This window comes from Pseudomonas sp. LAMO17WK12:I1, assembly GCF_900177315.1.
Classification (GTDB): domain Bacteria; phylum Pseudomonadota; class Gammaproteobacteria; order Pseudomonadales; family Pseudomonadaceae; genus Aquipseudomonas; species Aquipseudomonas marginalis.
The window spans coordinates 1-23,948 of record NZ_FWZV01000022.1 but is presented as its reverse complement, the minus strand read 5'-3'; the positions used below and the strand labels follow the sequence as shown (position 1 = coordinate 23,948).

The window sequence follows — 23,948 nt, the reverse complement described above, 5'->3', positions numbered from 1 at the left end:
CCGCTTTTGGCGGCGTTCGCGACTATAGCAGCAATGATTAAGTGCTTCAATTCCATAAAAAATTGTTATCATCGCCGCCATGACGACTACCGCCCCCCAGACCCCCAGCGTCCAGCTGCTCGAGGTCTCGCCGGAATATGCCGGCCAACGCATCGATAATTTTCTCCTGGCCAGGCTCAAGGGTGTGCCCAAGACCTTGATCTACCGCATCTTGCGCAAAGGCGAAGTGCGCGTGAACAAGGGCCGCATCAAGCCTGAGTACAAGTTGCAGGCGGGCGATATTGTCCGTGTGCCGCCCGTGCGCGTGCCTGAACGCGATGAGCCCGTGCCATTGGCCCAGGGCCTGTTGCAGCGCCTTGAGGCATCGATTGTCTTCGAAGACAACAAGCTGATCGTGATCAACAAGCCCTGCGGCATTGCGGTTCACGGTGGCAGCGGCCTGAATTTCGGCGTGATCGAAGCCTTCCGTCAGCTGCGCCCGGATTGCAAGGAGCTGGAGCTGGTCCACCGCCTGGACCGCGACACCTCCGGCCTGTTGATGATCGCCAAGAAACGCAGCATGTTGCGCCACCTGCACACCGCCCTGCGCGGCGATGGCGTGGACAAGCGCTATATGGCGCTGGTGCGCGGCAACTGGGCCAGCTCGATCAAGAGCGTCCGCGCGCCGTTGCAGAAGAGCAACCTGCGCTCCGGCGAGCGCATGGTCGAAGTGGACGAGGAGGGCAAAGAAGCCCTGACCCTGTTCAAGGTGCTGCGTCGTTTCGGTGATTTTGCCACCATGGTCGAGGCCAAGCCGGTGACGGGGCGCACTCACCAGATTCGTGTGCACACCCTGCATGCAGGCCATTGCATCGCTGGCGATACCAAGTATGGCGACGAGGATTTTTCCAGGGAAATCCGTGACCTGGGCGGCAAGCGCCTGTTCCTGCACGCCTACATGCTCACCGTGCCGCTGCCTGACGGCGGCGAGCTGAAGCTGCAGGCGCCGGTGGATGAGATGTGGGCCAAGACCGTGGAGCGTTTGAGTGTCGCACCTTGACTACAAGCTGCTGATTTTCGATTGGGACGGCACCCTGTGTAACTCCATCGGTCGGATTGTCGAGTCGATGCACGCAGCTTCGAGCCGCTCGGGCTTCGACGTGTGCACTGACCTGGCGGTCAAAGGCATTATCGGCCTGGGCTTGCCTGAGGCGATCCGCACCTTGTACCCCGGGATCAGCGACGCTGAACTGGTGACGTTCCGCGAGCATTACGCGGATCACTACATTGCGCTGGAGGCCACACCTTCGCCGTTGTTCGAGGGTGTGGCGCAGTCGCTGGAGGCTTTTCGCGCCGGGGGCTATCACCTGGCCGTCGCCACCGGCAAGGCCCGCCGCGGGCTGGACCGGGTGCTCAGCGCCCATGGCTGGGAGGATTATTTCGACATCACCCGTGCCGCAGATGAAACCGCCAGCAAACCTCACCCTCTGATGCTGGAGCAGATCCTTGCCCATTGCGGTGTGTCGCCGCGTGAGGCGTTGATGGTGGGTGATGCTTCCTTCGATCTGATGATGGCGCGCAACGCCGGCATGGACAGCGTGGCAGTCAGCTATGGCGCCCAGTCCGCCGAGGCGTTGCAGCAATACGAGCCGAGGGTCACGATTGATCATTTTTCTGAATTGCAGGCCTGGCTCGGTCGGGCCCAATAAGTCTTTGCTGGGGTTGATGGCATGAGTGACGAGTGGAAAGCGCCTGAAAAGGCTGAAAGCGGTGACGACAAGAGCTGGAAACTGCTGGAGAAGACGCTCCTGGCCAGCGTCCAGGAGCAGCGCCGTGCACGGCGCTGGGGGATTTTCTTCAAGCTGCTGACCTTCACTTACCTGTTGCTGATGCTGGCGCTGTTCAGCCCGCTGATGGACATGGAAAAAAGCGCGACCCGTGGCGCCAACTACACCGCGTTGATCGAAGTGCGGGGAGTGATCGCCGACAAGGAGCCTGCCAGCGCTGACAATATCGTCAGCAGCCTGCGTGCCGCGTTTGAAGACCCCAAGGTCAAGGGCGTGATCCTGCGCATCAACAGCCCAGGCGGCAGCCCGGTGCAATCGGGTTATGTGTATGACGAGATTCGCCGCCTGCGCGGCCTGCACCCGGATATCAAGCTGTACGCGGTGATTTCCGACCTGGGGGCCTCGGGCGCGTATTACATTGCCAGTGCCGCCGACCAGATCTACGCCGACAAGGCCAGTCTTGTCGGCTCCATTGGTGTGACGGCAGCCGGCTACGGCTTTGTCGGTGCCATGGAAAAGCTGGGGGTTGAGCGTCGTACCTACAACTCGGGCGAGCACAAGTCGTTCCTTGATCCGTTCCAGCCGCAAAAGGCCGATGAAACCCAGTTCTGGCAGGGAGTGCTCGATACCACCCATCGCCAGTTCATCGCCAGCGTGAAACAGGGGCGTGGGGATCGCCTGAAGGACAAAGACCATCCGGAGCTGTTCTCCGGGTTGGTGTGGTCGGGGGAGCAAGCATTGCCGCTGGGGCTGATCGATGGTTTGGGCAGTGCCAGTTCGGTAGCGCGGGATGTGGTCGGCGAGAAAGAGCTGGTGGACTTCACCGTTGAAGAATCGCCGTTTGATCGTTTCTCCAAGAAGCTCGGCGCCAGCGTGGCTGAGAAGCTGGCGCTGTACATGGGCTTCCAGGGTCCGGCACTGCGTTAATATCTCAAGTCTGTCGTAGATCAAAATGTGGGAGGGGGCTTGCCCCCGATAGCGGCGGATCAATCAATCCAAGGTTGGCTGACACACTGCTATCGGGGGTAAGCCCTCCCTTCCCATATTTGGTTTAGCAGTGTTCTTAAGGGATTTGCACGCCTTCGCTGAGCAGCATGTCCACCAAACGAATCAGCGGTAAGCCGACCAGGCTGGTCGCGTCCGGCCCTTCGGTGCTTTGGAACAAGCTCACGCCCAGCCCTTCCGCCTTGAAGCTGCCCGCGCAGTCATACGGCTGCTCGATCCGCAGGTAGCGCTCGATGCGCGCTGCATCCAGCTCGCGCATGTGCACAGTGAAAGGCACGCAGTCCACCTGGCAGCGCCCGGTCTCGCTGTTAAGGAGGGCCAGGCCGGTGAGGAAGCTGACACGCTTGCCGCTGGCGGCCAATAACTGCTCGCGCGCATTTTCGAAGGTGTGAGGCTTGCCGATGATGCGGCCTTCCAGCGCGGCGACCTGGTCTGAGCCGATGATCAGGTGGCCGGGGTGGCTGGCGGCGAGGGCGCGGGCTTTCTGTTCGGCCAGGCGCTTGACCAGGTCTGTGGCGGACTCGTTTGCAGCATGGCTTTCGTCGATATCCGGCGAGCTGCAGATGAATGGCAGGTGCAGGCGGCTGAGCAATTCCCGGCGATAAACCGAGCTGGAAGCGAGTAATAAAGGCAGCATATACGTCTCCTCAAGGCAGCCGCCGATTCTAGCGGGGCGACCGGCCGACGCACAGGGCTGAATTTCCTTTGACATGGCTGGGGGCATCCCTATAATGCTGCGCCTATGTTGAATGACCCGATTCCACCTCACGTTGACCCGCGCAAATTGGCTGATCGTGGCACTTCCCTTCAAGGTGAGTTGCTGCTGGCCGATTTGGAGAGACTCTGCGACCCGCTTTCCGACACTGTCGGTACGGTGCAGGCCAAATTCGTTTTTGAACGAGATGAACGTAAATCTGTGGTAATTCACAGTTTTATCGACACCGAGGTCAAAATGGTTTGCCAGCGTTGTCTTGAGCTGGTCACCCTGCCGATTCACAGCGAGTGCAGTTATGCTGTGGTAAAGGAGGGTGCGAATACCCAGTCGTTGCCGAAAGGTTATGACGTGCTGGAACTGGGCGAAGATCCTTTGGATCTGCATGCACTGATCGAGGAGGAGCTTCTGCTCGCCTTGCCCATTGTGCCTGCTCATCATCCGGAAGAATGCCAGCAGCCGGCGGGTCTCGATGACGAGTCCGAACCGAGCGAGGACGAGGTAACGCGGTCCAACCCGTTCAGTGTATTGGCGCAGTTAAAGCGTGACCCAAACGTTTAGGAGTTAATCAATTATGGCTGTTCAGCAGAACAAAAAATCCCGCTCTGCCCGTGACATGCGTCGTTCCCACGATGCCCTGACGGCAAGCACTCTGTCTGTAGAAAAAACCACCGGTGAAATTCACCTGCGTCACCACGTATCGCCAGAAGGCGTATACCGTGGCCGTAAAGTGATCGACAAGGGCGCTGACGAGTAATCACTTGTCTGCTCAAGTCATCGCGATTGACGCAATGGGCGGGGACTTCGGTCCCCGCAGCATTGTTCAGGCCTGCATTGCCAGCCTGTCCGCCACGCCCTCGCTGCACCTGACCCTCGTCGGTCAACCCTCCCTCCTTGAAGAATTGATTGCCAGCCATCCGGCGGTGGATCGCGCGCGCCTGACGATTACGCCGGCCAGCGAAACCATCACCATGGATGAGAAACCGGCGACGGCCCTGCGCGGCAAGCCTGACTCTTCGATGCGGGTGGCCTTGGAGCTGCTGCGTGATGGCAAGGTGCAAGCCTGTGTCAGTGCCGGTAACACCGGCGCACTGATGGCGTTGTCGCGGCATGTGCTCAAGACGCTGCCGGGCATTGATCGGCCGGCAATGGTGGCGGCGATTCCGACGCAGAAGGGCTATTGCCAGTTGCTGGACCTGGGGGCGAACGTCGATTGCAGTGCCGAGCACCTGTTCCAGTTTGCCGTGATGGGCTCGGTGGCCGCCGAAGCGCTGGGCGTGGCCCGGCCGCGGGTGGCCTTGCTGAATATCGGCACCGAAGACATCAAGGGCAACCAGCAGGTCAAGCTTGCCGCCACCTTGCTGCACGGTGCGCGAGGCCTGAACTACATCGGCTTTGTCGAGGGTGATGGGTTGTACCGGGGCGAGGCGGATGTGGTGGTGTGCGACGGGTTTGTCGGCAATATCCTGCTCAAGTCCAGCGAAGGCCTGGCGACCATGATCGCCTCGCGTATCGAGGCCTTGTTCAGGCGTAACCTGGTATCGCGCCTGGTGGGCGCCCTGGCGCTGCCGTTGATGCGTCGCCTGCAGGCCGACCTGGCCCCGGCGCGGCATAATGGTGCGAGCTTCCTGGGGTTGCAGGGCATCGTGGTGAAAAGCCACGGTTCGGCCGGGGTCGAAGGCTTCCAGAGTGCGATTGCGCGCGCGGTGATCGAGATCCAGGAAAACCTGCCGCAACGCTTGCACGGCCGCCTCGAGGACCTGTTGCCTTAGGCGAATCGGCCGGGGAATGCTTAAATGTGACCGGCCAGTTCAATTGACCATCCAATCTGTCAGTTTCGTGCGCTCCCACCGAGGAGCGACCATTTTCGACGACCAGATCATTAGGGGCTTGTTACATGTCTACATCCCTCGCATTCGTCTTTCCAGGGCAGGGTTCGCAGTCCCTCGGCATGTTGGCCGAGCTGGGCGCGCAATACCCGCTGATCCTGGACACGTTCAAGGAAGCTTCCGAGGCCCTGGGTTACGACCTGTGGGCGCTGACCCAAGAGGGGCCGGAAGAGCAGCTCAATCAAACCGATAAAACCCAGCCAGCCATCCTGACCGCTTCGATCGCCCTGTGGCGCTTGTGGTTGGCCGAAGGCGGTGCGCGTCCGGCGTTCGTGGCCGGTCATAGCCTGGGCGAATACAGCGCCCTGGTGGCGGCGGGCAGCCTGACCCTTGCTGAAGCGGTCAAGCTGGTCGAGCGTCGTGGCCAGCTGATGCAGGAAGCCGTTCCGGCCGGGCAGGGCGGCATGGCCGCTATTCTGGGGCTGGACGATGCTGTGGTGATCGAAGCCTGTGCCGAAGCGGCCCAGGGTGAAGTGGTCAGCGCGGTAAACTTCAACTCCCCGGGCCAGGTGGTGATCGCCGGCGCCAGGGCAGCCGTCGAGCGTGCCATCGAAGGCTGCAAGGCGCGCGGTGCCAAGCGTGCATTGCCGTTGCCGGTGAGCGTGCCGTCGCACTGCGAGCTGATGCGCCCGGCTGCCGAGCGCTTTGCCGAGTCCATCGCTGCCATCAACTGGCAGGCGCCACAGATTCCGCTGGTGCAGAACGTCAGCGCGGCCGTGGCCGCCGACCTCGACACCCTCAAGCGCGACCTGCTGGAGCAACTCTACAAGCCTGTGCGCTGGGTCGAGTCGGTCCAGACCCTGGCCGCCAATGGCGCCACCGAGCTGGTCGAGTGCGGCCCGGGCAAAGTCCTGGCTGGCCTGAACAAGCGCTGCGCCGACGGCGTGTCGACTGCCAACCTCAATACCCCGGATGCCTTCGCTGCCGCTCGTGCGGCGCTGGCCTGATCCCCGAACTTAGGAGAAGCCTGCATGAGTCTGCAAGGTAAAGTTGCACTGGTTACCGGCGCGAGCCGTGGCATTGGCCAGGCCATCGCCCTGGAACTGGGCCGTCAGGGCGCCGTCGTGATCGGCACCGCCACTTCCGCCTTGGGCGCCGAGCGTATCGCCGCGACCCTGAAGGAAAACGGCGTTCAAGGCACCGGCCTTGAGCTGAACGTGACCAGCGATGAGTCCGTGGCTGCCGTACTGGCCGAGATCACCGCCCAGTTCGGTGCGCCGGCGATTCTGGTGAACAACGCCGGTATCACCCGCGATAACCTGATGATGCGCATGAAAGACGACGAATGGTACGACGTGGTCGATACCAACCTGAACAGTCTGTTTCGCCTGTCCAAGGGTGTTTTGCGCGGCATGACCAAGGCCCGTTGGGGTCGAATTATCAATATTGGCTCCGTAGTGGGTGCCATGGGCAACGCAGGCCAAGTAAACTATGCAGCCGCCAAGGCCGGCCTGGAAGGTTTCAGCCGTGCATTGGCGCGAGAAGTCGGTTCGCGGTCGATTACGGTCAACTCGGTGGCCCCAGGGTTCATCGACACCGATATGACCCGCGAACTGCCGGAAGCACAGCGTGAAGGCTTGCTGACGCAGATTCCGCTGGGCCGTCTGGGCCAGGCTCAAGAGATCGCGAATGTGGTCGCTTTCCTGGCATCCGACGGTGCGGCATACGTGACTGGGGCTACAATCCCGGTGAACGGCGGGATGTACATGAGCTAAATTGTGACGGATCGCTTCAAAAAAATGTCATACGAGCTGTCTAAAATCCGTTATAAAGCTGCAACTTAATTTATAGGCAGGTGGCAAACCGGGTACAGGGTGAAGCTTTCAGTTGAAAAGCTGAAAAGGCTTTCTATACACTTACCCACTGGCCAGCTGCCTGAATTTGTCCATTAGGAGTTAAACAAGGTATGAGCACCATCGAAGAGCGCGTCAAGAAAATCGTTGCCGAGCAACTGGGCGTCAAAGAAGAAGAAGTGGTCAACACTGCTTCCTTCGTAGAAGACCTGGGTGCCGATTCCCTTGACACCGTTGAGCTGGTGATGGCTCTGGAAGAGGAATTCGAGACCGAAATCCCGGACGAAGAAGCTGAAAAAATCACTACTGTTCAAGCTGCTATCGACTACGTTACGAACCACCAGGCGTAATAGTTTGTAGTCGTCGCCTGCTGTTAGGGAAAAACCGCACTGCTGTAACGGCGTGCGGTTTTTTCTTTAGCGCTGATGAAAAGTAAGCTCTGAAGCAAAGTGTCGTCATTAGAAAAAGGAGAGTGCTGTGTCGCGTAGACGCGTCGTAGTCACCGGTATGGGTATGTTGTCGCCACTGGGTACGGATGTGCCGAGCAGTTGGCAGGGCATTCTGGCTGGCCGCAGTGGTATTGGTCTGATCGAACACACGGACCTTTCTGCCTATTCCACCCGTTTTGGCGGCTCGGTAAAGGGGTTCAATGTCGAGGAATATCTCTCGATCAAAGAGTCCCGCAAGCTCGACCTGTTCATTCAATACGGCCTGGCAGCCGGTTTTCAGGCAGTGCGTAACGCTGGCCTGGAAGTGACCGACGCCAACCGTGAGCGCATCGGCGTGGCCATGGGTTCGGGTATTGGCGGTTTGACCAATATCGAAGAAACCAGCCGCACGCTGCATGATTCCGGCCCTCGTCGAATTTCACCGTTCTTCGTGCCTGGCTCGATCATCAATATGATTTCCGGTTTCCTGTCCATCCACTTGGGGGCGCAGGGGCCTAACTACGCGATTGCCACCGCGTGCACCACGGGTACCCACTGCATCGGCATGGCGGCGCGTAACATCGCCTATGACGAAGCCGACGTGATGATCGCCGGTGGTGCTGAAATGGCCGCCTGTGGCCTGGGAATGGGCGGCTTTGGCGCCTCCCGTGCCCTGTCGACCCGCAATGACGAGCCGACCCGTGCCAGCCGTCCGTGGGACAAGGGCCGTGACGGCTTTGTACTGGCCGACGGCGCCGGTGCCCTGGTGCTCGAAGAGTTGGAGCACGCCAAGGCGCGTGGTGCCACCATCTATGCCGAGTTGATCGGTTTTGGCATGAGTGGCGACGCCTATCACATGACCTCGCCACCGTCCGACGGTGCCGGCGCTGCGCGGTGCATCACCAATGCCTTGCGCGATGCCAAGGTCAACACGGACCAAGTGCAGTACATCAATGCCCATGGCACCTCGACCCCGACGGGCGACCTGGCGGAAGCCGAAGCCATCAAGTCGGTGTTCGGCGAGCACGCCTACACGCTGGCGGTCAGCTCCACCAAGTCCATGACCGGCCACCTCTTGGGTGCGGCGGGCGCGGTAGAAGCGATCTTCAGCGTGATGGCCATCAAGGACCAGGTCGCTCCGCCGACCATCAACCTCGATGAGCCGGACGAAGGCTGCGACCTGAACTTCGTGCCGCATGAGCCGCAACAGATGCCGATCGACGTTGCGATCTCCAACTCGTTCGGCTTCGGTGGCACCAACGGTTCCCTGGTGTTCCGCCGGTTCGCCGAGTGATGCACAGCTGGGTCGACGGTCAGCCAGCGGACAGCGTGCCCCTGAAAGATCGCGGCCTGGCGTACGGTGATGGCCTGTTCGAGACCATCGCCGTCAAGGCCGGGCAGCCCGTGCTGCTTGACCGTCACCTGCAGCGCCTGGATGAGGGCTGCAGGCGCCTCGCTTTCGTTGTGGATCAGACGTTGGTCCGCAGCGAAGTGCAGGCCTATGCCGCCGCTCTCGGCGACGGTGTCCTCAAGCTGATCCTCACCCGCGGCGACAGCCTGCGCGGTTATGGCATCAACCCCGAGGCCCCGGTGCGTCGTATCTTGCAGGGCAGTCCGCCTGCGACCTATCCCCAGGCCCATGGAACCGACGGTGTTCGTCTGTTTGCATGTGCCACCCGCCTGGCCGAGCAGCCGTTGCTGGCCGGTCTCAAGCACCTCAATCGCCTCGAGCAGGTGATCGCCCGTGCCGAATGGCAGGATGCCGAACATGCCGAAGGGTTGATGCTGGATGTGTCCGGGCGTGTCATCGAAGGCGTATTCAGCAACCTGTTCCTGGTAAGTAATGGCTTGTTACTAACCGCCGATCTGAATCGTTGCGGCGTTGCAGGCGTCATGCGCGCCGAGATTCTGGCTCAGGCGAGCGCCTTGGGCATCCCGGTGGCCGTGGCTGACATCAGCCTTGAGCACTTGCGGGAGGCTGACGAAGTCTTTGTGTGCAACAGCGTTTATGGCATTTGGCCGGTGCGTGGGTGCGCTGCGATGAGCTGGTCGGTTGGGCCGCTCACCCGTAAACTGCAGGGCATTGTTCGCGCGCTATTGGATATTTGAGTTGATACGAAAACTGGTTGTACTGCTGCTGATCGGTCTGTTCTCGGCGGCTTTGCTGTTGGGGTTTTCCGCGTGGAAATATGACGCTGCCTTGAAGCAGCCGTTGAATCTGACCCAGGAGCAATTGCTCGATGTGCCGGCAGGGGCCACCCCCACCGGCACCTTCAATCGTCTGGAGGCGGATGGTGTGCTCGACGGCGCGTTCTGGCTACGCCTGTATTGGCGCTTCAACCTTGACGGCCAACCGCTGCACAGCGGTGAATACCGCATGACCCCGGGCATGACCGCCGAAGGCCTGATCGGCCTGTGGCAGCGCGGCGAAGTGGTGCAATACAGCCTGACGCTGGTGGAGGGCTGGAATTTCCGCCAGGTGCGTTCGGCCCTGGCCAAGCATGAAAAGATCGTGCAGACCCTGGCGGGCCTGAGTGACAGCGAAGTGATGGACAAGCTCGGCCATCCTGGCGTGTTCCCCGAAGGTCGGTTCTTCCCGGATACCTACCGCTTCGTGCGCGGCATGACCGATGTCGAGTTCCTGAAGAAAGCCTATAACCGCCTGGATGATGTCCTCGCCCAGGAGTGGAGCAAGCGTGCTGCCGACGTGCCCTATACCGATCCCTATCAAGCCTTGATCATGGCCTCCCTGGTGGAGAAAGAGACCGGTGTGCCGGAAGAGCGCGGGCAGATTGCCGGTGTGTTCGTACGCCGCCTGAAGATCGGCATGCTGCTGCAGACCGACCCCACCGTGATCTACGGCCTGGGCGAGCGCTACAACGGCAAGTTGACCCGTGCGCACCTCAAGGAAGCCAACCCTTATAACACCTACATGGTGGCCGGCCTGCCGCCGACACCCATCGCCATGGTCGGCCGCAAGGCGATCCATGCCGCGTTGAACCCGGTGCCGGGCAGCAGCCTGTATTTCGTCGCCCGTGGCGACGGCAGCCATATTTTCTCCGATGACCTGGGTGCGCATAATGCTGCTGTGCGTGAGTTCCAGCTCAAGCGCCGTGCCGATTACCGCTCAAGCCCGGCACCGCTGGTAAAACCGCCGGAAGACCTGGCGCCGCCTGCTGATGCTCCCGGCGAGCCCGCGCCGGATGCCGCCGCGCCGCAAAGCCCGCAATGACTCTGACTAAGGACTGCCTGTGACTGGCTTGTTTATTACCCTGGAAGGCCCGGAAGGCGCCGGCAAAAGCACCAACCGCGATTACCTGGCCGGCCGCTTGCGGGCTGAAGGTGTCGAGGTGGTGTTGACCCGTGAGCCCGGCGGTACACCCCTGGCCGAGCGCATCCGTGACGTGTTGCTGGCCCCAGGCGAAGAACAGATGAACCCGGACACCGAGCTGCTGCTGGTGTTCGCTGCCCGTGCCCAGCACCTGGCCGAGGTGATTCGTCCGGCCCTGGCCCGCGGTGCCGTGGTGATCTGCGACCGTTTTACCGATTCCACGTATGCCTACCAGGGCGGTGGCCGGGGTTTGTCCCTGGCGCGTATCGCCACCTTGGAAACCTTTGTGCAGGGTGATCTACGTCCCGACCTGACTCTGTTGTTCGACCTGCCGGTGGCAGTGGGCATGGCCCGCGCCAGCGCCCGTGGGCGTCTCGACCGTTTCGAACTGGAAGGCCAGGGGTTTTTCGATGCTGTGCGCAGCGCGTTTCTCAAGCGCGCCCAGGCTGAACCGGCGCGCTACCACCTGCTGGACGCGGCCCAGCCGTTGACGCAGGTGCAGCAGGCCATCGACGCCCTGTTACCCAAGCTGTTGGAGCGCGCCCGTGGCTGAAGCCTACCCGTGGCAGGACAGTCTCTGGCAGCAGTTGGCCGGCCGTGCCCAGCACGCCCACGCCTATCTGCTGCACGGGCCGATCGGGATTGGTAAGCGCGATCTGGCTGAGCGACTCATGGCCAGCCTGCTGTGCCAGCGCCCGGTCAACCTTGAAGCCTGCGGCGCGTGCAAATCCTGCCTGTTGCTCAAGGCCGGCAGCCACCCGGACAACTACCTGCTTGAACCCGAGGAAGCCGACAAGGCGATCAAGGTCGACCAGGTGCGTGACCTCGTCAGTTTCGTGGTGCAGACCGCGCAGATGGGCGGGCGCAAGGTGGTGCTGATCGAGCCGGTGGAGGCCATGAACGTCAACGCTGCCAACGCCTTGCTCAAGAGCCTGGAAGAACCCTCCGGCGACACGGTGCTGTTGCTGGTGAGCCACCAGTCCAGCCGCTTGTTGCCGACCATTCGCAGCCGGTGCGTACAGCAGGCCTGCCCGTTGCCCAGTGAAGCCATGAGCCTGCAATGGCTGGCGAAGGCGCTGCCGGATTGCTCCGCAGAGGAGCGGATCGAGTTGCTGACCCTGGCGGCCGGTTCCCCGCTGGCGGCCGTCAAGCTGCAAGCCCAAGGCGTACGTGAGCAACGCGCCCTGGTTGTGGATGGGGTGAAAAAACTGCTCAAGCAAGAGCTGTCCGCCACCCAGTTGGCTGAAAGCGCCTGGAAGGACATTCCCTTGCTGCTGCTGTTCGACTGGTTCTGTGATTGGTCGAGCCTGATCCTGCGCTACCAGTTGACCCAGGACGAAAACGGCCTGGGCCTGCCCGACATGCGCAAGGTGGTGCAATACCTCGCGCAGAAGAGTGCCCAGGACAAGGTGCTGGCTATCCAGGACTGGATCCTCGCCCAGCGCCAGAAGGTGCTCGGCAAGGCCAACCTCAACCGCGTGCTGTTGCTTGAAGCGCTGCTGGTGCAATGGGTCGGCTTGCTCGGCCGGCGTTAATTTCCGTGGCCGACGGATGTATCGTTGGCCAGACACTTTCCGTGACCTAAGTCGTAATTTCCTATGCTTGTAGATTCCCATTGCCACCTTGATCGCCTTGACCTCGCCCAGCACGGCGGCTCCCTGGATGCTGCCCTCGACGCTGCACGCCAGCGTGGGGTAGGGCATTTCCTGTGCATTGGCGTCAGCGCCGACAATGCTGCCGACGTCAAAACCCTGGCCGAGCGTTATGCCGATGTGGATTGCTCGGTGGGTATCCACCCGCTGGATCTCAAGCCTGGCGAAGCCCCGGCCCTCGACTGGCTGCTGGGCGAACTCAATCACCCGCGGGTGGTGGCCATTGGCGAAACCGGCCTGGACTACCATTACGAGCCGGAAGCCGCCGAGTTGCAGCAGGCCTCGTTTCGCCTGCATTTACAGGCCGCCGGGCAAACCGGCAAGCCGGTGATCGTCCACACCCGTGGCGCCCGTGCCGACACCCTGGCCCTGCTGCGCGAAGCCGCGTTGCCCCAGGCCGGCGTGTTGCATTGCTTTACCGAGGATTGGGACATGGCCAGGGCCGCACTTGACCTGGGGTTCTATATTTCCCTGTCGGGCATTGTCACTTTCCGCAATGCCGATGCCCTGCGCGACGTGGCGCGCCAGGTGCCAGCCGACCGCCTGCTGGTGGAAACCGACTCGCCGTACCTGGCGCCGATTCCCCATCGTGGCAAACCGAACCTGCCTGAATATGTACGGGATGTGGCGGATTACCTGGCGATGCTGCGCGGTGAGTCCTATGAGCGCTTTGCCGATCAGACCACCGAGAACTTCAAGCGCCTGTTCCCGCTGGCCCACGTTGCTGCATGACACGACTGAATCGCAGGCAAAAAAAACCCGGGTTCTGGGGGGTGAATCCGGGTTAAGACCATTAGGAGTAAAACAAGGGCACACAGTCCGTCGGTACCCAGGTCGGCGCTTCACTTGGGGGAGATGTCACGCCGACAGTTCAAGTATTGATCAGTATCTGATTCAGTCCAGTCGCGACTGATCGTTTTTTAAACAGATTTGGAATACATGCGCTTCGCTTGAGTTCTCATTGGGCAGTGCACGGGTGCAGTTGTTGCGTATTATTTCTGACTGGTAGACATGAAAACGTTGGCGCCTTGAAAGTAAAGTGCAGGACGGGTTCACATAGACGTTGCCCAACGACCGTTCAGTCGGGATAATCCCTCGCACTGGGTAAATCGTATCGCCATGTATTCGTGGCCCTGCGCAGCCCTCCCTATTCCGACCTTTGCAGACCTCTTCCTCATGCACAAAGAACCCCGTAAGGTCCGTGAGTTTCGCCGCCGTGAGCAGGAAATTCTCGATACCGCACTCAAGTTGTTCCTCGAACAAGGCGAAGACAGCGTCACCGTCGAGATGATCGCGGATGCCGTGGGTATCGGCAAAGGCACGATCTACAAGCACTTCAAGTCCAAGGCCGAGATCTACCTGCGCCTGATGCTCGACTACGAGCGCGACTTGAACGAGCTGCTGCATTCGGCCGATGTCGACAAGGACAAGGAAGCGCTGTCCCGCGCCTACTTCGAGTTCCGCATGCGTGACCCGCAGCGCTACCGCCTGTTCGACCGCCTGGAAGAGAAGGTGGTCAAGGGCCATCAAGTGCCGGAGATGGTCGAGGAGTTGCACAAGATTCGCGCCTCGAACTTCGAGCGCCTGACCCTGCTGATCAAGGGCCGCATCAGCGAAGGCAAGCTTGAAGACGTACCGCCGTACTTCCACTACTGCGCCGCCTGGGCCTTGGTGCACGGCGCCGTGGCGCTGTACCACTCACCGTTCTGGAGCAATGTGCTGGAAGACCAGGAAGGTTTCTTCCAGTTCCTGATGGATATCGGTGTGCGCATGGGTAACAAGCGCAAGCACAGCAGTGAGCCGGCACTGGTTGAAGCGGCCCCCGTCGAAACCCCGGCCACGTAATGATTTGCTGCCAGGCGCAGTAACCCAGGAATATACTCAGGCAAGGATCTTGCTAAAAGCTGATTTATCAGTCAGCTTTTAGCGCGCCCGAATCATCCTCTGCCGGAGTGATCCATGATCGTTGATCGTCAAGGCAGGCGTTTTCGCAATTTGCGGATCAGCCTGACCTCAGCCTGCAACTACGCGTGTACCTACTGCGTGCCGAACGGCAAGCGGCTGGTGGCTGCCCAGGACGAACTCTCGGCCGAGGCCATGGCCCGTGGCGTGGCCTACCTGATCGAGGCCGCGGGCATCGACCGCTTGCGTATCACCGGCGGCGAACCGCTGGTCAGCCCCAAGCTGGAAGCCTTCATGGGCGCGGTGGGCGGCATGGGCCTCAGCGACATCAGCCTGACCACCAACGGCCAGTTGCTGGCGCGCAAACTGCCGCTGCTGGTGGATGCGGGGATTCGGCGTATCAATGTTTCCCTCGACACCCTGGATGCCGATGCCTTTCGCAGCATCGCCCGTGGCGGTGACCTGGCGACCGTGCTCGATGGCATGGACCAGGCGCGTGCCGCCGGGATCAAGATCAAGGTCAACATGGTGCCGTTGCGCGGCCAGAACCTCGACCAGGTGATGCCGCTGCTCGATTACTGCCTGGAGCGTGGCTACGAGCTGCGTTTTATCGAGTTGATGCGCATGGGCCACCTGGCCAAGGACTCCAATGCCTTCCTGCAGCAGTTCGTCAGCCTGCAACAACTGCTCGGCCTGATCGGCGAACACCACGAATACCTGCAAGCCAACGCTCCCGTGGATGCCACGGCGGTACGCTACGAGGTGCCGGGCAAAGGCTTCTTCGGCGTGATCGCCAACGAAAGCGTGCCGTTCTGCCGTACCTGTTCACGGCTGCGGTTGTCGTCGACCGGCTGGCTGCATGGCTGCCTGTCGTCGAGCAACCGTCACTATGTCGGCGACCTGTTGGACAAGCCTCGCCACCAGGCGCTGCCGGCCCTGCAAGGCCTGCTGATGAAGGCCTTGGGAGACAAGCAGGAAGTGGCTTTCTCCGGCGGCGCGACGGTCATGAAGATCATCGGCGGATAATGCTTTCCTAAGATTAAACATCATCCAATGTGGGAGGGCGCAAGCCCCGTCCCACATTTAGTTCTGCGTTGTTTCCAAATGGCGCGGATTCTGCATCTCGTGCCCATTCGCCGGTTTTCCGTCACCGGCTTCTGGAGGATTAGGATGCGTAGTCTGGTTTTGTTGCTGGCGTCGTTGACGCTGAGTGGTTGCATGACCGTCAGCGATATGGCCGAAGGCACCCGTTATCAGATGAGCGACGCCGGGTTGCTGGACCACAGCGACACTCGTCGGACTGCCTCGGTGCGCATACAGCCGGATTCCTTTGTCTTTATCGCCCAGGGTGCGTTCGTACCCCCCGGCAGCGCCTACCCGCGGCCGAATGTGGTGGCGGAGGAAGCCTTCAACGGTTTCGTCGAATACTTCCCCATGGTGCGTCGTGCTCGTCAGCCGGAAGGCCTGGAGCAGGCGATGGCCGAAGCCCGTGCGGCGGGTGCCCATTATCTGCTGTACTGCCGCTTCGCCAAGGCCGATGACCGTATCGGCAACGCCGACGAATGGGCTGATCAAGAGGCGCTGGACCGGCTTGGCCTGGACAACGGGGTAATCCAGATCATGTTGATCGAGACCAGCACCCAGTATTTGATTGATACTGCACGTATTCGCAGTCGTGGCGGTTTACTGACGTTCCACGACAACAAGCCAGAAGACCTGATTGCCCGCCCCTTGGCGCAGTACGCCCGAGGCCTGCTGGGAATGGGCGATCAGTAACACCGAGGAGAACACCATGACCGATTCCGCCAAGACCAACGATCTGTTGGCTCAGTTGCCCAAGGGCAAGGGACCGGCGCCGGTGCATCTGTGGAACCCGGATTTCTGCGGCAACATCGACATGCGCATCGCCCGTGACGGCACCTGGTTCTACCAGGGCACGCCGATCGGGCGTAAGCCGATGGTCAAATTGTTCTCTACTATCATCCGCCGCGATGGCGATGATTACTTCCTGATCACCCCGGTGGAAAAAGTCGGTATCACCGTCGATGATGCGCCCTTTGTCGCGGTTACCCTCGACGTCGAAGGGCAGGGCGAAAGCCAGGTGCTGCGCTTCACCACCAACGTCGACGAACAGGTTGCAGCCGATATCGAGCATCCACTGCGGGTGGTGATCGACCCCGTCACCCAGGAACCGTCCCCCTATCTGCGGGTGCGTACCAACCTCGAAGCCCTGGTGCATCGCAATGTGTTCTACCAATTGGTGGAGTTGGCAGTGAGCCGCCCGATCAATGGTCAGAACTGGCTTGGCGTATGGAGCGGCGGCGAGTTTTTCCGTATTGGCCTGGAGCCGTGAGGCCGGTTTTTTCATCTCCCTGAAATAATTCCCTTGCTGCAAATGGCCGCTTTCGGTTATCAATTTGTACATGATTAGACATGTCCGATTTGATAAGAAAAAACGCGTCGTCGACGAGCTCATCCGCCGTATCGAGGGAGGGGTGATGGCCGATGGTTTCCTGTTGCCGGGCGAGCATCAACTGGCTGAAGAGTTTGCGGTCAGCCGGGGCACGCTGCGTGAAGCCCTCGCCGAACTCAAAAGGCGCAATTACATCGCGACCCAGAGCGGCGTGGGCTCCATCGTCACATTTGATGGCATGGCGCTGGATCAAACCAGCGGTTGGGCCCAGGCCCTGGCGGACACCGGGGCCCTGGTGACCACCGATATCCTGCGCCTGGAAGCGGTGACGCGCGCCGATCTGTTCAGTCGCTTCGGCACCGACCAATTTATCGCCCTCGACCGCCGTCGCCGCACGACTGATGGCACGGCCGTTTCCCTTGAGCGCTCGCTGATGCCCGCGTCCGGTGGCCTGGAAAGCCTGCCGCGCGTTGGGCTGATCGACAATTCCCTGACCATCACCCTGGCAGCCTACGGTTACGTCGGTGCCGAAGGTGACCAGTGGATCGGCGCCGAGCCCCTCAGCGATGAAGATGCCGAGCTGCTTGGCCGCCCGGTGGGCACGGTGTTCCTCAAGGCCTCCCGCACCACCTACGATCGTCGTGAGCGCTTCATGGAGTACGTCGAAAGCCTGCTCGACCCTCTGCACTTTCGCCTGCACCTGCAGTTTGGATCTTCGAAATGACCCCGAATACCCGCGCCCTCGGCGCTTTCTACGGCCTGGCGTTGGGCGATGCCCTGGGCATGCCCACCCAATCCCTGAGCCGTGAGCAAGTGCAACAGCGCTTCGGTGCCATTACCGGCCTGGAAGATGCCGACGCCGACCAACCCATCGCGCCCAATATGCCGGCGGGCTCCATCACCGATGACACCGAGCAAGCGATCCTGGTGGGTGAACTGCTGGTCGAGGGCCAAGGCAAGATCGACCCCGCCGTGCTCGCCCGGCGCCTGATCGATTGGGAAGCGGTGATGCGCGCCAAAGGTTCCCAGGATCTGCTCGGCCCGTCGACCAAGCGTGCAATCGACATGATCCTCAACGGCCATACCCCGGAAGAATCCGGGCGCTACGGCACCACCAATGGCGCCGCCATGCGCATCACGCCCGTGGGGATCGCCGCCGATGTCAGCGACCCGGCGCGATTTATCCAGGCGGTGATCCAGGCCTGCCAGGTCACCCACAACACCACCCTGGGCATCTCCAGCGCCGCGGCAGTGGCGGCGGTGGTGTCCGCAGGCATCAACGGTGTGGACTTGGGTGAGGCCTTGAATATCGGCACCCAGGTGGCTCAACAGGCGGAAGGCCATGGCCATTGGATTGCCGGCGGGCGCATCTCCACCCGTATCAGTTGGGCGCGCACCCTGAGCGTCGGCAGCGGCGACACAGCCCTGTTCGCCGACCTGCTGTATGAATTGATCGGCACCTCCGTCGCCTCCCAGGAGTCGGTGGTGGTGTCGTTTGCCCTCGCCCAGCAAGTGGCGGTGGGGGCCATGAACGCGTTCGAAGCCCTGTGCCTGGCTGCCAGCCTGGGCGGCGATACCGACACGATTGCCGCGATGCTCGGCGCGATGCTCGGTGCCTGCCTCGGCCTGCCGTGCTGGCCCGAATCGATGATCGAACAGGTCAAGCAGGTCAACGGCCTCGATCTGCAGCCGCTGGTTCAAGGCTTGCTCGCATTGCGCTGAGTCAGGAAGACCGCGTATCCGCCACAACCACAACAATACAGGCACCAGGAGCACCACTCATGAGCAGCACTTCTTCCGGCCAAAGCGCCGGGCAATTGGAAACCCGCGGTATCGAACCGGTCCCTGAGGGCGAGTGCAACGGCCATCCACTGCAACTGTTCTGGGTGTGGTTCGCCGCCAATATCAGCATCCTCGGCCTGCCCCTCGGCGCCACCCTCGTGGCGTTTCGCGGCCTGGCCATCTGGCAGGCGATCATCGTCGCGATCCTCGGCGCCGCGGGCTCGTTCGCCGTGGTGGGCATCATCTCCATCGCCGGCCGTCGCGGCCGTGCCCCCAGCCTGACCTTGTCCCGCGCCATCTTCGGCGTGCGCGGCAATATCGGCCCGACGCTGGTGTCGTTGATGTCGCGCCTGGGCTGGGAAACCGTCAACACCACCACGGCGGCCTTCGTGCTGCTGTCGTTGTGTTCGATTCTGTTCGGCTCTGCGGTGGAAGCGAAAAGCGCACCGGTCCTCACCCTGATCTTCATCGGCATTTTCGTGTTGCTGACCTTGGCCGTTTCGGGCCTCGGCCACGCCACCTTGCTGGTGATCCAGAAGTGGGCCACCTACGTGTTCGGCGCGTTGAATATCCTGGTGGGCGGTTTCCTCTGCGCCACCATCGACTGGAGCGCGGTGTTCCACACCACCCCGGCTCCCCTGAGCGCGATGATCATCGGCGTCGGTACCATGGCCGCCGGTACCGGTATCGGCTGGGCCAACGCCGGTGCCGATATGTCGCGCTACCAGCACCGCAGCGTCACCGCCGTGCGCCTGGTGGCGTCGGCGGCGTTTGGTGCGGGCATTCCGCTGGTGTTGCTGATTACCCTCGGCGGCCTGCTGTCGGTCGGCAACAACGACCTGGCCGCGGCCACTGACCCGATCATCGCGATCCGCGACATGCTGCCCACCTGGATGGCGGTGCCGTACCTGATCACTGCGTTTGGCGGGCTGCTGCTGTCGAACAACCTGTCGGTGTATTCGGCCGGCCTGACCACCTTGACCCTTGGCCTGAAGGTCAAGCGCGTGCATGCGGTGATCGTCGACATCGTGGCGATCTTCGCCGGCTCCATCTACTTCATGCTGATCGCCGACAGTTTCTACGGCCCGTTCATCACCTTCATCTCGTTGCTGGCGGTGCCGATCACCGCGTGGGTGGGGATCTTCGTGGTCGACCTGATCCATCGTCACTACTACAGCCCCAAGGACCTGCTGGACGTGAGCCCGAGCAGCGCCTACTGGTATCGCGGCGGTGTGGAATGGCGCGCCTTCGGCGCCTGGGCCGTGGCCATCGTGCTGGGTTTCAGCTTCACCACCATCGGCACCACTGCCGAGAACATCTGGTTCGCCGGGCCGTTGTCCGACTCCTGGCTGGGCCACAATGGCCTGGGCTGGATCGTCACTTTCCTGGTTGCCGGTGGGATTTATGCGGTACTGGGCGGCGCGACTGACCGTCGTCCGGCGTTGGTAGAGAGTGCTAATGTCTAGATTGCTGCACACCGGCCAGGTCATCGTCGACCTGGTCATGGCCCTCGACACCTTGCCCGCGACCGGCGGCGACGTGCTGGCCAAGTCCGCCCGCTTCGAAGCCGGCGGGGGCTTCAATGTGATGGCGGCGGCGCGGCGCAATGGCTTGCCGGTGGTCTATCTGGGCCGTCACGGCACTGGTCGCTTCGGCGACCTGGCCCGCGCGGCGATGCAGGCCGAGGGCATTGAAATGGCCCTGGCAGCCAGCAGCGCAAAGGACACTGGCTTGTGTGTGTCCTTGACCGAAGCCACCACCGAGCGCACGTTCATTTCCCATATCGGCGTCGAGGGTGAACTCAGCCAGGAGGATTTGACCACCGTCGCAGCGCGTGTCGACGACTACGTCTATGTCAGTGGCTACAGCCTGCTCCTGGAAGGCAAGGCCCAGGCGCTGATCGACTGGCTGCTGGCACTGCCCCGGGAAGTCGTGGTGGTGTTCGATCCGGGGCCGCTGGTCAAAGCGCCGGATTCGGCCTTGATGGGTGCGCTGTTGCCACGTATCGATATCTGGACCAGCAATGGTCCTGAAGCCTTGGCGTTTACCGGCGCGGCGGACATCGCTGCCGCGTTGCCGGCGCTCAGCCAGCACCTGCGCGCCGAGACGCTATTGGTGGTGCGTGACGGACCGAATGGCTGCTGGGTGGGGCGTGCGGGTCAGATCGAGCATGTGCCCGGCTTCAAGGTACAGGCGGTCGACAGCAATGGCGCGGGGGATGCGCATGCGGGGGTGTTTATTGCGGGTTTGGCGGATGGTTTGAAACCTGCTGAGGCGGCGCGGCGGGCGAATGCAGCGGCGGCCCTGGCGGTGACGCGTTGGGGGCCGGCAACTTCCCCGGGCACCGCCGAAGTCGACGCATTACTTACGGACTGAAGATAGGCCCAAGCATGTGAGAGGAAGGTTTACTCCCTCCCACATTGGGTTTTGCATGAGGGCTACTGGCGCGTTTCACCTTCGAGCTTGCGCGCTTCATCCACACCTGACGCCGTCAACTTGATCGGCAGATTCAGCGAGTATTCACCGGCGTCGTCGGTGGTCACATGCCCATCCTTGATCAACCCGCGGTCCTGCAGAAATGCCAACGCACTGGCGACCACTTTCTCTCCGCGGTAGTTATCCAGCACCTCCTTGCCCAGCCCCTGGGGATGAGCGTGCAGCAGGCGGGTGAGGACTTCTTTTTCAAGGTCTTTATCGACGTTCATGCGTACCTCTTCATTGGGGAATGATCGGGTGTTGCGATTGTGTGTGAAGCGTTAAGGCGCAGGCTGTTTCGGCGCGCCCGGCAGGTTCGAGTCATCGCCTTTATTGATCTTCGGCTCATTCACCGAAGGACCCATTTTGCCGTTGCCGACGGCAGCGGGAGCCTGGCGTTGGGTATCGTGGCCCTGGGTATGCGGGTCGGCACCATTGGTGTTATCGATGACCGCGCCGCCGTTGGTGTCCAGGCCGGTGCCCATGGATTTCTGCGATTCCGTGGTGGCGTCCGGGTTGGTAGGACCGGTGGACGACGTGGCAGCGAAACCACTCAGCGAAACCGAAGACAACAGGCCGGCAAATGCGAGGGCGGCAAACTTGGAATGCTTCATGAGGGTGTCTCCATATGATTGATGTCCTTACCCTCTATTGGTCAGTTGTGCCTTGATGATCGTGCCTGGGTGGCGACGAACGGTGCCGTGGCACCTGTAAGATTTTGTGTGTCGGCTGCCGGGTTCCCCATAAATTGCACTGCAATCAGTCATCAAAGCGCCTTAGTATGTGTGCTTTGAAATTGCCAAGGCTCGCCCATGACCATCGAGATTCGCCCCGCCGTGCCCAGCGATGCTGCGCAGATCCTGACTTTCATCACCGAACTCGCCGAGTACGAGAAAGCCCGGCATGAAGTGATCGCCAGCGTGGTGGACATCCAGCGCAGCCTGTTCAGCGAGGGCGCCACGGCCCATGGCCTGATCTGCTCGCGGGATGGTTTGCCGATTGGGTTTGCGGTGTTCTTTTTCAGCTATTCCACGTGGCTGGGCAGCAACTGCCTGTACCTGGAAGACCTGTACATCAACCCGGAACAGCGTGGCGGCGGGGCGGGCAAGAAGCTGTTGCGTCATTTGGCGAAGATTGCCTTTGATAACGGTTGCGCGCGCTTCGAGTGGAGCGTGCTGGACTGGAACGAGCCGGCGATTGCCTTTTACAAATCCATCGGTGCCCAGCCGCAGGAGGAGTGGGTGCGTTATCGCATGGAAGGTGATGCGCTGCGGGACTTCGCCCTCGGCTGAAGCCACCGTTTTGAAAGCACTGTAGATCAAATGTGGGAGGCGGCTTGCTCCCACATTATTTTTTGATTTTGCTCACTATATGGGATGCAAATTTATATATTGAGATATTTCAAATGATGGGTTTATAGTCGTCTGCATCAGCACTCACTGCCAAAAATAAAACAGGTGACGCGATGCAGGCCCAACCGTTGTCATTACCCGCCGTGCCCGAGCCAACCTACGGCGAGCGCCTGAAGAACAAGGTGGTGATCATCACCGGCGCCGCCCAGGGCATTGGTGAGGCGATCGTCGCGTGTTTCCAGGCCCAGCAGGCGCGCCTGGTGATCGCGGATATACAGGGCGACAAGGTCGAGAAAGTCGCCGCCCACTGGCGCGAACGCGGCGCCGAGATCTACGCCCAACCCGTCGATATCACCTGCAAAGCGCAATGGCTGGCGTTGGTCAATGTGGCCATTGAGCGCTTCGGCCGGGTGGATGTGCTGGTCAACTGCGCCGGGGTCAACGTGTTCCGCGACCCGCTGGAGATGAGCGACGAAGACTGGCGCCGTTGCTTCGCCATCGACCTCGACGGCGCCTGGTACGGCTGCCGCACGGTGTTGCCGCACATGATCGAGCAGGGCATCGGCAACATCATCAATATCGCCTCCACCCATTCCAGCCACATCATTCCCGGCTGTTTCCCTTATCCCGTGGCCAAGCATGGCCTGCTCGGGCTCACCCGCGCCCTGGGTATCGAATACGCGCCCAAGGGCATCCGCGTGAATGCCATCGCCCCGGGTTATATCGAGACCCAGCTCAACGTCGATTACTGGAACGGTTTCCCCGACCCCCACGCCGAGCGCCAGCGCGCGTTCGACCTGCACCCGCCCAAGCGCATCGGCCAGCCCGTCGAGGTGGCGATGACGGCGCTGTTCCTGGCCACCGACGAGGCGCCCTTTATCAATGCCACCTGCCTGATGATCGATGGCGGGCGGTCGGTGATGTACCACGACTAGAACTTGCCACTCCCAATAACAACAAGAGGTGCCGTTCATGAAAAAAGCAATACGCGTACTGGCAGCTGCCGCCGTGCTCAGCGGCCTCAGTACTTTCGCATTTGCCGAGGAAGTGAAGATCGGTTTCCTGGTCAAGCAGGCCGAGGAACCGTGGTTCCAGACCGAATGGGCCTTTGCCGAAAAAGCCGGCAAGGAACATGGCTTTACCGTGATCAAGATCGCCGTGCCCGATGGCGAGAAAACCCTCTCGGCCATCGACAGCCTGGCCGCCAACGGCGCCAAGGGCTTTGTGATCTGCCCGCCGGATGTGTCCCTGGGCCCGGCGATCGTCGCCAAGGCCAAGGCCAACGGCTTGAAAGTGATTGCCGTGGATGACCGCTTTGTCGATGCCAAGGGCAACTTCATGGAGGACGTGCCGTACCTGGGCATGGCCGCCTTTGAAGTCGGCCAGAAACAGGGCGCGGCCATGGCCGCCGAGGCGAAAAAACGCGGTTGGGACTGGAAGGACACCTA

At 61.4% G+C, this 23,948-nt stretch carries 29 protein-coding genes; 26 read left to right on the top strand and 3 right to left on the bottom strand.

Annotation, left to right across the window (positions count from 1 at the left end; all coding sequences use genetic code 11):
* Positions 1–79: 79 nt before the first annotated feature.
* From rluC to B9N88_RS30280, 3 genes are read left to right on the top strand one after another with little or no spacing between them, the layout of a single operon-like run.
* Positions 80–1,039 (top strand): 23S rRNA pseudouridine(955/2504/2580) synthase RluC, encoded by a 960-nt coding sequence (gene rluC, locus B9N88_RS30290; RefSeq protein WP_027607800.1) that lies wholly within the window; start codon positions 80–82, stop codon positions 1,037–1,039.
* On the top strand, positions 1,026–1,688 hold the full coding sequence (locus B9N88_RS30285; RefSeq protein WP_027607801.1) for an HAD-IA family hydrolase: 663 nt from the start codon (positions 1,026–1,028) through the stop codon (positions 1,686–1,688). Before rluC ends, B9N88_RS30285 begins: the two co-directional genes overlap by 14 nt.
* 21 nt (positions 1,689–1,709) lie before the next feature.
* Positions 1,710–2,693 carry a S49 family peptidase gene (locus B9N88_RS30280; RefSeq protein WP_027607802.1) on the top strand — a complete coding sequence of 328 codons (984 nt, stop codon included), beginning with the start codon at positions 1,710–1,712 and terminating at the stop codon, positions 2,691–2,693.
* Between the two features lie 136 nt (positions 2,694–2,829).
* Here the strand turns inward: B9N88_RS30280 and B9N88_RS30275 are convergent, their stop codons facing one another.
* Positions 2,830–3,408 (bottom strand): Maf family protein, encoded by a 579-nt coding sequence (locus tag B9N88_RS30275; RefSeq protein WP_027607803.1) that lies wholly within the window; start codon positions 3,406–3,408, stop codon positions 2,830–2,832.
* Positions 3,409–3,513: 105 nt separating this feature from the next.
* On the opposite strand from B9N88_RS30275, the gene B9N88_RS30270 reads away from it, so the two are divergent.
* The 20 genes from B9N88_RS30270 to B9N88_RS30175 all read left to right on the top strand — a co-directional run bounded on the left by B9N88_RS30270 (position 3,514) and on the right by B9N88_RS30175 (position 21,049).
* Entirely contained in the window at positions 3,514–4,044 is a 531-nt protein-coding gene (locus tag B9N88_RS30270) for a YceD family protein (RefSeq protein WP_027607804.1), read from the top strand.
* Positions 4,045–4,057: 13 nt separating this feature from the next.
* Complete coding sequence (gene rpmF, locus B9N88_RS30265; RefSeq protein ID WP_008152339.1) at positions 4,058–4,240, top strand: 50S ribosomal protein L32; 183 nt, start codon at positions 4,058–4,060, stop codon at positions 4,238–4,240.
* Between the two features lie 4 nt (positions 4,241–4,244).
* Complete coding sequence (gene plsX, locus B9N88_RS30260; protein ID WP_081744488.1) at positions 4,245–5,255, top strand: phosphate acyltransferase PlsX; 1,011 nt, start codon at positions 4,245–4,247, stop codon at positions 5,253–5,255.
* Between the two features lie 125 nt (positions 5,256–5,380).
* Positions 5,381–6,319 carry an ACP S-malonyltransferase gene (gene fabD, locus B9N88_RS30255; RefSeq protein ID WP_027607806.1) on the top strand — a complete coding sequence of 313 codons (939 nt, stop codon included), beginning with the start codon at positions 5,381–5,383 and terminating at the stop codon, positions 6,317–6,319.
* A gap of 24 nt (positions 6,320–6,343) precedes the next feature.
* Positions 6,344–7,087 (top strand): 3-oxoacyl-ACP reductase FabG, encoded by a 744-nt coding sequence (fabG, locus tag B9N88_RS30250; RefSeq protein WP_027607807.1) that lies wholly within the window; start codon positions 6,344–6,346, stop codon positions 7,085–7,087.
* Between the two features lie 191 nt (positions 7,088–7,278).
* Complete coding sequence (acpP, locus tag B9N88_RS30245) at positions 7,279–7,515, top strand: acyl carrier protein (protein WP_003442511.1); 237 nt, start codon at positions 7,279–7,281, stop codon at positions 7,513–7,515.
* 127 nt (positions 7,516–7,642) lie between these two features.
* Entirely contained in the window at positions 7,643–8,887 is a 1,245-nt protein-coding gene (fabF, locus tag B9N88_RS30240; RefSeq protein WP_027607808.1) for a beta-ketoacyl-ACP synthase II, read from the top strand.
* Positions 8,887–9,702: an aminodeoxychorismate lyase gene (gene pabC / locus B9N88_RS30235; RefSeq protein ID WP_027607809.1), complete on the top strand. Its 816-nt coding sequence runs from the start codon at positions 8,887–8,889 to the stop codon at positions 9,700–9,702. The genes fabF and pabC overlap by 1 nt, the downstream gene beginning before the upstream one ends.
* A 1-nt stretch (position 9,703) precedes the next feature.
* On the top strand, positions 9,704–10,825 hold the full coding sequence (mltG, locus tag B9N88_RS30230) for an endolytic transglycosylase MltG (protein WP_027607810.1): 1,122 nt from the start codon (positions 9,704–9,706) through the stop codon (positions 10,823–10,825).
* Positions 10,826–10,844: 19 nt separating this feature from the next.
* A complete protein-coding gene (gene tmk, locus B9N88_RS30225; RefSeq protein ID WP_027607811.1) occupies positions 10,845–11,477 on the top strand; it encodes a dTMP kinase in 633 nt (210 codons plus the stop codon).
* On the top strand, positions 11,470–12,459 hold the full coding sequence (locus B9N88_RS30220; RefSeq protein ID WP_027607812.1) for a DNA polymerase III subunit delta': 990 nt from the start codon (positions 11,470–11,472) through the stop codon (positions 12,457–12,459). The genes tmk and B9N88_RS30220 overlap by 8 nt, the downstream gene beginning before the upstream one ends.
* A gap of 63 nt (positions 12,460–12,522) precedes the next feature.
* Positions 12,523–13,308 (top strand): TatD family hydrolase, encoded by a 786-nt coding sequence (locus B9N88_RS30215; protein ID WP_027607813.1) that lies wholly within the window; start codon positions 12,523–12,525, stop codon positions 13,306–13,308.
* Positions 13,309–13,752: 444 nt separating this feature from the next.
* Entirely contained in the window at positions 13,753–14,421 is a 669-nt protein-coding gene (locus tag B9N88_RS30210) for a TetR/AcrR family transcriptional regulator (protein WP_027607814.1), read from the top strand.
* 114 nt (positions 14,422–14,535) lie between these two features.
* Positions 14,536–15,504, top strand: a complete 969-nt coding sequence (locus B9N88_RS30205) for a GTP 3',8-cyclase MoaA (RefSeq protein ID WP_027607815.1) — start codon at positions 14,536–14,538, stop codon at positions 15,502–15,504.
* 144 nt (positions 15,505–15,648) lie between these two features.
* Positions 15,649–16,254: a DUF4823 domain-containing protein gene (locus tag B9N88_RS30200; RefSeq protein ID WP_027607816.1), complete on the top strand. Its 606-nt coding sequence runs from the start codon at positions 15,649–15,651 to the stop codon at positions 16,252–16,254.
* A gap of 16 nt (positions 16,255–16,270) precedes the next feature.
* Complete coding sequence (locus B9N88_RS30195) at positions 16,271–16,831, top strand: DUF1285 domain-containing protein (protein WP_027607817.1); 561 nt, start codon at positions 16,271–16,273, stop codon at positions 16,829–16,831.
* Between the two features lie 70 nt (positions 16,832–16,901).
* The gene (locus tag B9N88_RS30190; protein ID WP_051429403.1) at positions 16,902–17,615 is read left to right on the top strand and encodes a GntR family transcriptional regulator; all 714 of its coding nucleotides are present in this window, start codon (positions 16,902–16,904) and stop codon (positions 17,613–17,615) included.
* Complete coding sequence (locus B9N88_RS30185; RefSeq protein WP_027607819.1) at positions 17,612–18,613, top strand: ADP-ribosylglycohydrolase family protein; 1,002 nt, start codon at positions 17,612–17,614, stop codon at positions 18,611–18,613. Before B9N88_RS30190 ends, B9N88_RS30185 begins: the two co-directional genes overlap by 4 nt.
* Positions 18,614–18,672: 59 nt before the next feature.
* Positions 18,673–20,139, top strand: a complete 1,467-nt coding sequence (locus tag B9N88_RS30180) for a purine-cytosine permease family protein (protein ID WP_027607820.1) — start codon at positions 18,673–18,675, stop codon at positions 20,137–20,139.
* Entirely contained in the window at positions 20,132–21,049 is a 918-nt protein-coding gene (locus B9N88_RS30175) for a PfkB family carbohydrate kinase (protein ID WP_027607821.1), read from the top strand. Before B9N88_RS30180 ends, B9N88_RS30175 begins: the two co-directional genes overlap by 8 nt.
* 62 nt (positions 21,050–21,111) lie before the next feature.
* On the opposite strand, the gene B9N88_RS30170 is transcribed toward B9N88_RS30175, so the two are convergent.
* Both B9N88_RS30170 and B9N88_RS30165 read right to left on the bottom strand, forming a co-directional pair.
* Complete coding sequence (locus tag B9N88_RS30170; RefSeq protein WP_027607822.1) at positions 21,112–21,378, bottom strand: hypothetical protein; 267 nt, start codon at positions 21,376–21,378, stop codon at positions 21,112–21,114.
* A gap of 51 nt (positions 21,379–21,429) precedes the next feature.
* Complete coding sequence (locus B9N88_RS30165; RefSeq protein WP_027607823.1) at positions 21,430–21,762, bottom strand: hypothetical protein; 333 nt, start codon at positions 21,760–21,762, stop codon at positions 21,430–21,432.
* Between the two features lie 198 nt (positions 21,763–21,960).
* Between B9N88_RS30165 and B9N88_RS30160 the strand changes: the two genes are divergently transcribed.
* The 3 genes from B9N88_RS30160 to B9N88_RS30150 all read left to right on the top strand — a co-directional run.
* A complete protein-coding gene (locus tag B9N88_RS30160) occupies positions 21,961–22,440 on the top strand; it encodes a GNAT family N-acetyltransferase (protein ID WP_027607824.1) in 480 nt (159 codons plus the stop codon).
* 173 nt (positions 22,441–22,613) lie between these two features.
* Positions 22,614–23,435, top strand: a complete 822-nt coding sequence (locus tag B9N88_RS30155; protein ID WP_027607825.1) for an SDR family oxidoreductase — start codon at positions 22,614–22,616, stop codon at positions 23,433–23,435.
* A 37-nt stretch (positions 23,436–23,472) separates the two neighbouring features.
* Positions 23,473–23,948 (top strand): substrate-binding domain-containing protein (locus B9N88_RS30150; RefSeq protein WP_143491282.1); only part of this gene is annotated, 476 nt, incomplete at its 3' end.